Source organism: Pseudomonas sp. SWRI92 (assembly GCF_014268685.1).
Classification (GTDB): Bacteria; Pseudomonadota; Gammaproteobacteria; order Pseudomonadales; family Pseudomonadaceae; genus Aquipseudomonas; species Aquipseudomonas marvdashtae.
This window is the reverse complement of record NZ_JABWQY010000005.1, coordinates 269,758-278,029: the sequence shown is the minus strand read 5'-3', so window position 1 is coordinate 278,029 and position 8,272 is coordinate 269,758. Positions and strand designations below refer to the sequence as shown.

Here is an 8,272-nt window from a genome sequence, read left to right as displayed (position 1 = left end):
TACTGGATACGATTAACGGTTTATCCGTATAACCTGAACCGCCGTATACGGAACCGTACGTACGGTGGTGTGAGAGGACGGCGGATGTAAATCCGCCTCCTACTCGATCTGTCGTTTGGTGTTCCTTCAGGGATATTGGTCAATCGAACCGATAAATGTCCATCCCCAGCGCTCCCATCGTGAATCCCTCATGGGCGATGTTGAACTTTCCACCGGCCCCCCGGGCAAAATACAGCGGCAGCAAGTGTTCGTCGCTGGGGTGGCTGCGTACTGCGTTGGGCGCTTGGCGACGGTAGTCGTGCAGCGCCGGCTCGTCGTCGACCGCCAGTTGTTCGACCACCCAATCGCGGAAGGCCTTGGCCCACGGCTCGACGCTGTCAGGACCGGCGTTCCAGTCCAGGTCGCGCAGGTTATGCGTGATGCTCCCGGAGCCGATCAGCAGGATGCCTTCCTGGCGCAGGCTCGCCAGGGCCTGGCCAACCTGCGTCTGTAACATCGGACCTTGGCGGCTGGGCAGGGAAATCTGTATCACCGGAATATCTGCCGCGGGGTACATCAAGGAGAGCGGCACCCAGACGCCGTGATCGAATGGCCGCGCCGAGTCGAGACGCGCCGGCAAGTGCGCGGTAACCAGCAGACCGGCGACGCGCGCAGCCAGTTCCGGGTCTCCGGGCGCGGGATATTGCACCGCGTACAAGGCTGGCGCAAACCCACCGAAATCATGCCAGGTGCGCGGCTGCGGGTTGGCGTTCACCAACAGTTCATCGCTTTCCCAATGCGCCGAGACAATCACAATCGCTTTGGGCCTGGGCAGTTGCGCCGCCAGGCGAGCCAATGCCGGGCCGCTTTCACCGGGTTCCAGGGCAAGCATGGGTGAGCCATGGGAGATAAACAGGCTGGGCAGCATGGACGAGCTCCTGAGCGTTAAGATATGCCATCTTCGGTCAGGTCGATGTCCCAGATCTAATATAAGTTTTAACCTGTATTGATCGATATTTTGGAGCGATACCATGGAGCCGGAGTTTTGGCATAAGCGTTGGGCTGCGAACCAGATCGGTTTTCACCTGCCGCAAGTGAACCCTTATCTGCAGCGTTTCTGGCCGCAACTGGGTTTGCCCCAGGGAACTCGAGTGCTGGTGCCTCTTTGCGGCAAGACCCTGGATTTGCTGTGGTTGGCGCAACAAGGGTGCTCGGTGCTGGGCGTGGAGCTTTCGGAAAAAGCCGTCAGCGATTTTTTCCTCGAGCAGCAGCTTGAACCGAGCGTGACTGAAGAGGGCGCGTTCAAGGTGTTTCGAGCCGCAGACATTGAAATTCGTTGTGGGGATTTCTTTGCGTTGACGGCGGCGGATGTGGCGGATTGCGCGACGCTGTATGACCGCGCTGCGTTGATCGCCTTGCCTGCGCCGATGCGCGAGCGGTACGTGGCCCATCTGCAGGGCATCTTGCCGGACTGCGTCGGGCTGTTGATTACGCTCGATTACAACCAGGCCGAAATGCCTGGACCGCCGTTTTCCGTTGGGCATGACGAGGTACAGCGGTTGCTGGGTGCAGCTTGGCAATTGGAGATCTTGCAGGAACAGGATGTGCTGGGAGAGAGCTGGAAGTTCTTGCAGGCGGGAGTGAAACGTCTGGAGGAGCGGGTGTATCTCATATCCCGTCTCTGATGAGGACCTTTGCTCGCAACGCCTGACCAGCAGCAAAAAAAAGCCCGCATCGCTGCGGGCTTTCGTTTGAGGCTCTGGCTGTCAGCCGCGGCGACGCAGCGCGTCGATACGTTCTTCCAGCGGCGGGTGGCTCATGAACATGCGAGCCAGGCCCTGCTTGACGCCACCGTTGATGCCAAAGGCATTCAGGGTATCGGGCATGTGCACCGGCAGGCCTTGCTCGGCGCGCAGGCGCTGCAGGGCGCCAATCATGGCGCTGGTGCCGGCCAGGCGTGCACCGGCGTCGTCGGCGCGGAATTCGCGTTTGCGCGAGAACCACATGACGATGGCGCTGGCGAGGATGCCCAGGACCAGCTCGGCGAAGATGGTCGCCACGTAGTAGGCGATACCCTGGCCTTCTTCGTTCTTGAAGATCACTTTGTCGACGAAGTTGCCGATGATACGGGCGAAGAACATCACGAAGGTGTTCACCACGCCCTGGATCAGCGCGAGGGTCACCATGTCGCCGTTGGCAACGTGGCCGATCTCGTGGGCCAGCACGGCCTTGACTTCATCGGGCGAGAACCGCTCGAGCAGGCCCTGGCTGACGGCGACCAGTGCGTCGTTCTTGTTCCAGCCGGTGGCGAAGGCGTTGGCCTCGTAGGCTGGGAAGATCCCGACTTCCGGCATCTTGATCCCGGCTTCACGGGACAGCTGCTCGACGGTTTGCAGCAGCCATTGTTCGTGGCGAGTGCGCGGCTGGCTGATGATCTGGGTGCTGGTGCTCATCTTCGCCATCCACTTGGAGATGAACAGCGAGAACAGGGAACCGGCGAAACCGAACACCGCACAGAAGATCAGCAGCTGATTGAGGTTGAGATCAACCCCGTTGGCCGCCATGAACCCGTTGAAGCCGAAAAGGCTCAGGGTGATGCTGGCAATCAGCACGACCGCCAGGTTAGTGGCCAAGAACAGCAGGATGCGCATCATGGTGGTGGAAATCTCCTCATGCTAAAGATGTAGCGTTATGCGGGGTATATAAGGTGCTGCCTCAGGCTATTCAACTCGCCTACTATTTCAAACTGTGTCCTACAGGCGTCCTAAATGTTTGAAAGACTTTTCCGAAAGTGACTGCGGAAAAAGGAATGCGGCGCCGCTGCCCTGTGAACGTTGGCCCTGGCCGAACATCCGTTCTGCAGCTCTCAGTGTAGAAGGGCTGCCGAAGCTGGCGGAACGGATATGTTGCTGAATCAAACAGCGTGCGAGCGAGGCCGCTCGCACGCGCTCCGGGTTACTGGCGGTAGGACTTGAGGAAGTTGCCGATGCGGCCAATGGCCTGGTCCAGGTCATCGACCCGCGGCAGCGTCACGACGCGGAAATGATCCGGCCATGGCCAGTTGAACGCCGTACCCTGAACGACCAGCAGCTTCTCGGACAGCAGCAGGTCGAGGACGAACTTTTCATCGTTATGGATCGGACAGACCTTCGGGTCGATCCGCGGGAACGCATACAAGGCGCCCATTGGCTTGACGCAGCTGACGCCAGGAATGTCGTTGAGCAATTCCCAGGTGCGATTGCGCTGTTCCAGCAACCTGCCCTGGGGCAGGACGAGGTCGTTGATGCTCTGGTAGCCACCCAGCGCCGTCTGGATCGCGTGCTGGCTCGGCACGTTGGCGCACAAGCGCATGTTGGCCAGCATGTCGATGCCTTCGATGTAGCTCTGGGCGTGATGCTTGGGACCGGAGATGGCGATCCAGCCGGAGCGGAAGCCGGCGACGCGATAGGACTTGGACAAGCCGTTGAAGGTCAGGCACAACAGGTCCGGCGCCAGGGAGGCGGTGCACACGTGCACGGCGTCGTCGTACAGGATCTTGTCGTAGATCTCGTCGGAGAACACCACCAGGTTGTGCTGGCGGGCCAGTTCGAGCATACCCAGCAGCACCTCTCGGGAATACACGGCGCCGGTTGGGTTGTTCGGGTTGATGATCACCAGCGCCTTGGTGTTTGGCGTGATCTTGGCCTTGATGTCCGCCAGGTCAGGGAACCAGTTCGCCTGCTCGTCGCACAGGTAATGCACCGGGTTACCGCCGGACAGGCTCACGGCGGCGGTCCACAACGGGTAGTCCGGAGCGGGCACCAGCACTTCGTCGCCGTTGTTGAGCAGGGCCTGCATGGACATGACGATCAGCTCGGATACGCCGTTGCCCAGGTAGATATCCTCGATGCCGATGCCTTCGACCTGCTTTTGCTGGTAGTACTGCATCACCGCCTTGCGCGCGCTGAACAAGCCCTTGGAATCGCTGTAGCCCTGGGCGGTCGGCAGGTTGCGGATGACGTCCTGGAGGATCTCATCGGGCGCTTCGAAACCAAAGGGCGCCGGGTTGCCGATGTTCAGCTTGAGGATGCGGTGGCCTTCCTCTTCCAGGCGCTTGGCGTGCTTGAGCACCGGGCCGCGAATGTCGTAGCAGACGTTGGCGAGCTTGTTCGATTTGCTGACCTGCATGGCGATGTGTTCCCGAAAATGAACGATCCAGGCGGCGTATGAACTACCGTACTGGGGATCCTGCGTCTGTGCCCAGGCCTGACGCGATAGATGCGCCACAATCCGTTTGAATGCGCATGGCGTGACTGCCAGACTGGCATCTGACGAGGCGCAATCATACGTGCCGCCCGATCTGCGGAAAAGCGTCGGATCGGGCTTTTTCAATTGCCGAGGTAGGACGATGGAAAAGTTGCAGAAAACCCTTGAAGAATGGCGTGCGATGCTCGACCCGGAGCAGTACAACGTCTGCCGGTTGAAAGGCACCGAGCGGCCGTTCTCCGGTAAATACAACGACACCAAGATCGACGGTGTGTACCACTGCATTTGCTGCAAGGAACCGCTGTTCGATTCGCAGACCAAGTTTGATTCCGGCTGCGGCTGGCCGAGCTTTTACGCGCCGCTCGAAGGCAGCGCAGTGGTGGAGGTGCGCGATGTCAGCCACGGCATGATCCGCACCGAAGTGGTCTGCGCCAAGTGCGATGCGCACCTGGGCCACGTCTTTCCGGATGGTCCGCCGCCGACCGGCCTGCGTTACTGCATCAACTCGGTGTGCCTGGATCTCGTGCCACGCGAGTAAAAATGGCTCAATCCTTCGCCATGAGGTCATTGGCAGGGATTGGAGCAATTAAATTGCACACAATTTAATTGCTCGCTATCTTCCTGCTTCCCACTTCTATCTGGAGCCACCCCATGACCGACAACCTGTTGAGCATCCCTTGCACGACCATCAAGGGCGAACAAAAGACCCTTGCCGATTTCGCCGGCAAGGCGGTACTGGTGGTCAATACCGCCAGCCAGTGCGGCTTCACCCCGCAGTACAAGGGCCTTGAGACGTTGTGGCAGTCCTACAAGGACCAAGGGCTGGTGGTGCTGGGCTTTCCTTGCAACCAATTCGGCAAGCAGGAACCAGGTAATGAGGGGGCGATTTCCGAATTTTGCGAGCTCAACTTCGGCGTTAGTTTCCCGCTGTTCAAGAAGGTCGAAGTCAACGGTGCCAACGCCCATCCGCTGTTCGTCCAGCTCAAGCAGCGGGCGCCGGGTCTGCTGGGGTCCAAGGGTATCAAGTGGAATTTCACCAAGTTCCTGATTGGCAAGGACGGTCAGGTGGTCAAGCGCTTTGCCCCAACCACCAAGCCCCAGGACCTTACCGCTGAGATCGAAGCCCTGCTCAAATGAACCCGCTGCCAGTCGATTCGCTGAAGCTCGACAACCAGTTGTGCTTCAAACTGTACGCCGCATCGCGGGCAGTGATCCGAAGCTACAAGCCGATGCTTGACCAACTCGGCCTGACCTACCCGCAGTACCTGGCGATGCTGGTGCTGTGGGAATGGCAGGACAACCCGCCGGAGCAACCGACGGTCAAGGCGTTGGGGGAACGTTTGCTGCTCGATTCCGGTACGCTGACGCCGCTGCTCAAGCGTTTGGAGCAGTTGAAGCTGGTCCAGCGCCAGCGCTCGGCCCGTGATGAACGGGAGATGCATCTGAGCCTGGCGGAAGGCGCAAAGGCCCTGCGCGAGCGGGTCGGTCCGCTCAAGGCCCGTCTGCTGTGCGACAGCGGGATCGACCTGGCTCGCGCGGGTGAGCTGCGCGAGGGCCTGGATCATCTGCTGGCGCAGATCAAAGCGCTGACGTAGTGGGCACCCACTGATCCAGCAGTGCCGCCAACTCTTCGCGACGGAACGGCTTGGACAAATAATCGCTCATGCCCGCGGCCCGGCAGCGCTCGCGTTCTTCAGGCATCGCATTGGCGGTCAGGGCGACAATCGGCAGGTTCGGCCAGCGCCCGCTGCGGCGAATCTGCCGGCTGGCTTCGTAGCCGTCCATGACCGGCATGTTGCAGTCCATCAACACCAGGTCGAAGTCCTGCTGTTCGAGCTGGTCCAGGCCTTCGGCGCCGTGGGCCGCGACGACCACTTCGCACCCCAGCTTCACCAGCATGCCCTTCGCCACCAGCTGGTTGACGGGGTTGTCTTCCACCAAAAGCACTCGTCCACGCCGGGAGAGGGCCTGTGCCTCGATTTGTGCGTCATTGATCGTGGTCGCCTCGCTTTGCAGGGAGCGGCGCAGAATCTGATAAAGCGCATGGCGCGCCAAAGGCCGGGCCTGCTGCAGCAAGGGGGCGAGGGCGGCCGCTTCTTCGCTGGGCATGAAGCTGCCGTAGGCGGTGACCAGCAGGATAGGGGCGTCGAAGGTGGGCCGCAGGTTGAACAGGCATTCCGGGCAGTCGGTGATCAGAATGTCCGGATTGAGGCCGAGCAGCCCGTCATCCACCGTGCGCTGTACATAATCCAAGCCCCAGCCGGGCAATAGCATGCCCAACAATTCGGCCAAGCCGCTGCTGGCGGTAGTAATCGCGACGACATTGCCACGCAACGATTCGACGGGAGTCGCAGGGATGTGGCAGGGCAGCGGCAGCTCGGCGCAGAACCGGCTGCCGAAGCCTGTCTCGGAACTGATCGTCAACCGGCCCTGCATGGCTTCGCAGAGGTTGTAGGTCAGTGCCAGTCCCAGCCCGGTGCCGCCAAATTGACGGGTAATGCCTGCTCCGGCCTGAGTGAACGGCTGCAGGATGCGAGCCTGGGCTTCCTGCGGAATGCCGATACCCGTGTCGCAGATTTCAATCCGCACGCCACCTTCGTAATGGCTCAAGCGCACATCCACCCGGCCGAACCGAGTGAACTTCAACGCGTTGGACAGCAGGTTGCTGACGATCTGGCGGACGCGGGTCGGGTCACCCAGTACTTGCGCGGGGAACTGCGGTTCGATCAGGCACGCCAGCTCGACGCTCGGGGCGGCATTTTGGGAAAGCAGGTTGGCCGTGTCTTCGACCAGGGCGCCCAGGTCGAACGGGATGCGCTCGAGCTCCAATTGGCCTGCGTCGAATTTGGACAGGTCGAGGATGTCGTTGAGCAATTCCACCAGTACCTTGCCCGAGTCATGGGCAATCGACAGCTGTTGCTGTTGTTCGGCCGTGAGTGGGCCGTCCAGGGACAGGGCAATCATCCCCAGCAGGCCGTTGAGTGGCGTGCGGATCTCGTGGCTCATGTTGGCCAGGAACGCCGAGCGCGCGTCGGCCATGTCCAGGGCGGTACGCCGGGCAACCTCCAGTTCCTCGTTGGACTGGCTGAGGCGGGCATTGATGGCCTTGAGTTCGGCGGTGCGCGCCGAAACAATGGTTTCCAGTTGCGCCAGGTAGTCGGTGAGGCGGTTTTCAGCCGTGCGCCGCTGCTGGATTTCGGTGGAGATGTTTTCGAACTGCTGGTTGGCGACTGAAACCAGTACGCCGATCTCGTCGTACTGGTGACCGGAAGGACACTCCAGCGGACTCTGTTCGCTGCTGCTGGGGTCGCGGCTGCTCAGCTCGCGGATGACCCGCACCAGCGGCTTGGTCAGCATGACGTAGAACAGAGCCAGCAACAGCCCGGTCAGGATCAGGCTGCGGGCGAAACCATTGAGCAAGGTGATTTCGGCCCGGCGCAGGAAGCGACCGCCGAACGAATAGGTGTCGACGTCAAGTCGCAACACACCCAGGGACTCGCTGGGCAAATGACTCAAGTACAGCCGGTCCTCGAACTGGCGTTGGGCGCCGAACAGAAAGTCGCTGATGAACCGGTAGCTGCTTTGCAACTCGGGGCGTTTGACGCTTGCCAGTACGGTGTTGGTGTTATCGATCAGTTCGGCGCCGATGATGGCCGGCGAGCGCAACAGGCCCAGGGCCAGCTCCTGGGCGAGTTCGGCATCGATGTTATAGGCAATGCGCGAGGCCGGGTTGTGGCTGATTTCCAGCAACGAGAGGATTTCCCGGTTGATCGACGCGTCTTCGCTGGCATAATCGATGCCGATCTGCACCAGGCTTAGCAAGGTGCCCAGCACGAAACCCACCAGGACGGTCAGTCGGGCCTGCTTGTACGACAGCCGTTGGGTGAACCTGATGTCCATTGAATGGTGAACCACTTACGTTTCCCTTCGCCGGTCAAGCATAGCTGATCATCTCTGAATGTCGGTGTGGCCGGTGTGTAGTGTTTGAACAGACCCGCCATTGGCGTCGTCGTTTCGTCGCTGAAGCGTCATCATTACCGTGAACTTG

General features: G+C 60.5%; 8 protein-coding genes. 4 read left to right on the top strand and 4 right to left on the bottom strand.

Annotated elements, in window-relative coordinates:
* Positions 1-139: 139 nt before the first annotated feature.
* Complete coding sequence (locus tag HU762_RS11775; protein ID WP_186636850.1) at positions 140-907, bottom strand: class III extradiol ring-cleavage dioxygenase; 768 nt, start codon at positions 905-907, stop codon at positions 140-142.
* A 103-nt stretch (positions 908-1,010) separates the two neighbouring features.
* Between HU762_RS11775 and HU762_RS11770 the strand changes: the two genes are divergently transcribed.
* Positions 1,011-1,664, top strand: a complete 654-nt coding sequence (locus tag HU762_RS11770; RefSeq protein ID WP_186636848.1) for a thiopurine S-methyltransferase — start codon at positions 1,011-1,013, stop codon at positions 1,662-1,664.
* 81 nt (positions 1,665-1,745) lie between these two features.
* Here the strand turns inward: HU762_RS11770 and htpX are convergent, their stop codons facing one another.
* Complete coding sequence (htpX, locus tag HU762_RS11765) at positions 1,746-2,633, bottom strand: protease HtpX (RefSeq protein WP_186636836.1); 888 nt, start codon at positions 2,631-2,633, stop codon at positions 1,746-1,748.
* 301 nt (positions 2,634-2,934) lie between these two features.
* Entirely contained in the window at positions 2,935-4,146 is a 1,212-nt protein-coding gene (locus tag HU762_RS11760) for a pyridoxal phosphate-dependent aminotransferase (protein WP_018603142.1), read from the bottom strand.
* Between the two features lie 220 nt (positions 4,147-4,366).
* On the opposite strand from HU762_RS11760, the gene msrB reads away from it, so the two are divergent.
* From msrB to HU762_RS11745, 3 genes are all read left to right on the top strand, one after another.
* Positions 4,367-4,762 carry a peptide-methionine (R)-S-oxide reductase MsrB gene (gene msrB, locus HU762_RS11755; protein ID WP_186636834.1) on the top strand — a complete coding sequence of 132 codons (396 nt, stop codon included), beginning with the start codon at positions 4,367-4,369 and terminating at the stop codon, positions 4,760-4,762.
* A gap of 113 nt (positions 4,763-4,875) precedes the next feature.
* The gene (locus HU762_RS11750) at positions 4,876-5,361 is read left to right on the top strand and encodes a glutathione peroxidase (protein WP_186609931.1); all 486 of its coding nucleotides are present in this window, start codon (positions 4,876-4,878) and stop codon (positions 5,359-5,361) included.
* A complete protein-coding gene (locus HU762_RS11745; RefSeq protein ID WP_186636832.1) occupies positions 5,358-5,819 on the top strand; it encodes a MarR family transcriptional regulator in 462 nt (153 codons plus the stop codon). The genes HU762_RS11750 and HU762_RS11745 overlap by 4 nt, the downstream gene beginning before the upstream one ends.
* Here the strand turns inward: HU762_RS11745 and HU762_RS11740 are convergent.
* Complete coding sequence (locus tag HU762_RS11740) at positions 5,803-8,124, bottom strand: response regulator (protein ID WP_186636822.1); 2,322 nt, start codon at positions 8,122-8,124, stop codon at positions 5,803-5,805. The genes HU762_RS11745 and HU762_RS11740 overlap by 17 nt on opposite strands.
* Positions 8,125-8,272: the final 148 nt, after the last annotated feature.

Excerpts from the sequence above, each read along its gene's own strand:
- HU762_RS11775 (WP_186636850.1), bottom strand. The coding sequence starts at position 907 with ATGCTGCCCAGCCTGTTTATCTCCCATGGCTCACCCATGCTTGCCCTG.
- HU762_RS11770 (WP_186636848.1), top strand. The coding sequence starts at position 1,011 with ATGGAGCCGGAGTTTTGGCATAAGCGTTGGGCTGCGAACCAGATCGGT.
- htpX (WP_186636836.1), bottom strand. The coding sequence starts at position 2,633 with ATGATGCGCATCCTGCTGTTCTTGGCCACTAACCTGGCGGTCGTGCTG.
- HU762_RS11760 (WP_018603142.1), bottom strand. The coding sequence starts at position 4,146 with ATGCAGGTCAGCAAATCGAACAAGCTCGCCAACGTCTGCTACGACATT.
- msrB (WP_186636834.1), top strand. The coding sequence starts at position 4,367 with ATGGAAAAGTTGCAGAAAACCCTTGAAGAATGGCGTGCGATGCTCGAC.
- HU762_RS11750 (WP_186609931.1), top strand. The coding sequence starts at position 4,876 with ATGACCGACAACCTGTTGAGCATCCCTTGCACGACCATCAAGGGCGAA.
- HU762_RS11745 (WP_186636832.1), top strand. The coding sequence starts at position 5,358 with ATGAACCCGCTGCCAGTCGATTCGCTGAAGCTCGACAACCAGTTGTGC.
- HU762_RS11740 (WP_186636822.1), bottom strand. The coding sequence starts at position 8,124 with ATGGACATCAGGTTCACCCAACGGCTGTCGTACAAGCAGGCCCGACTG.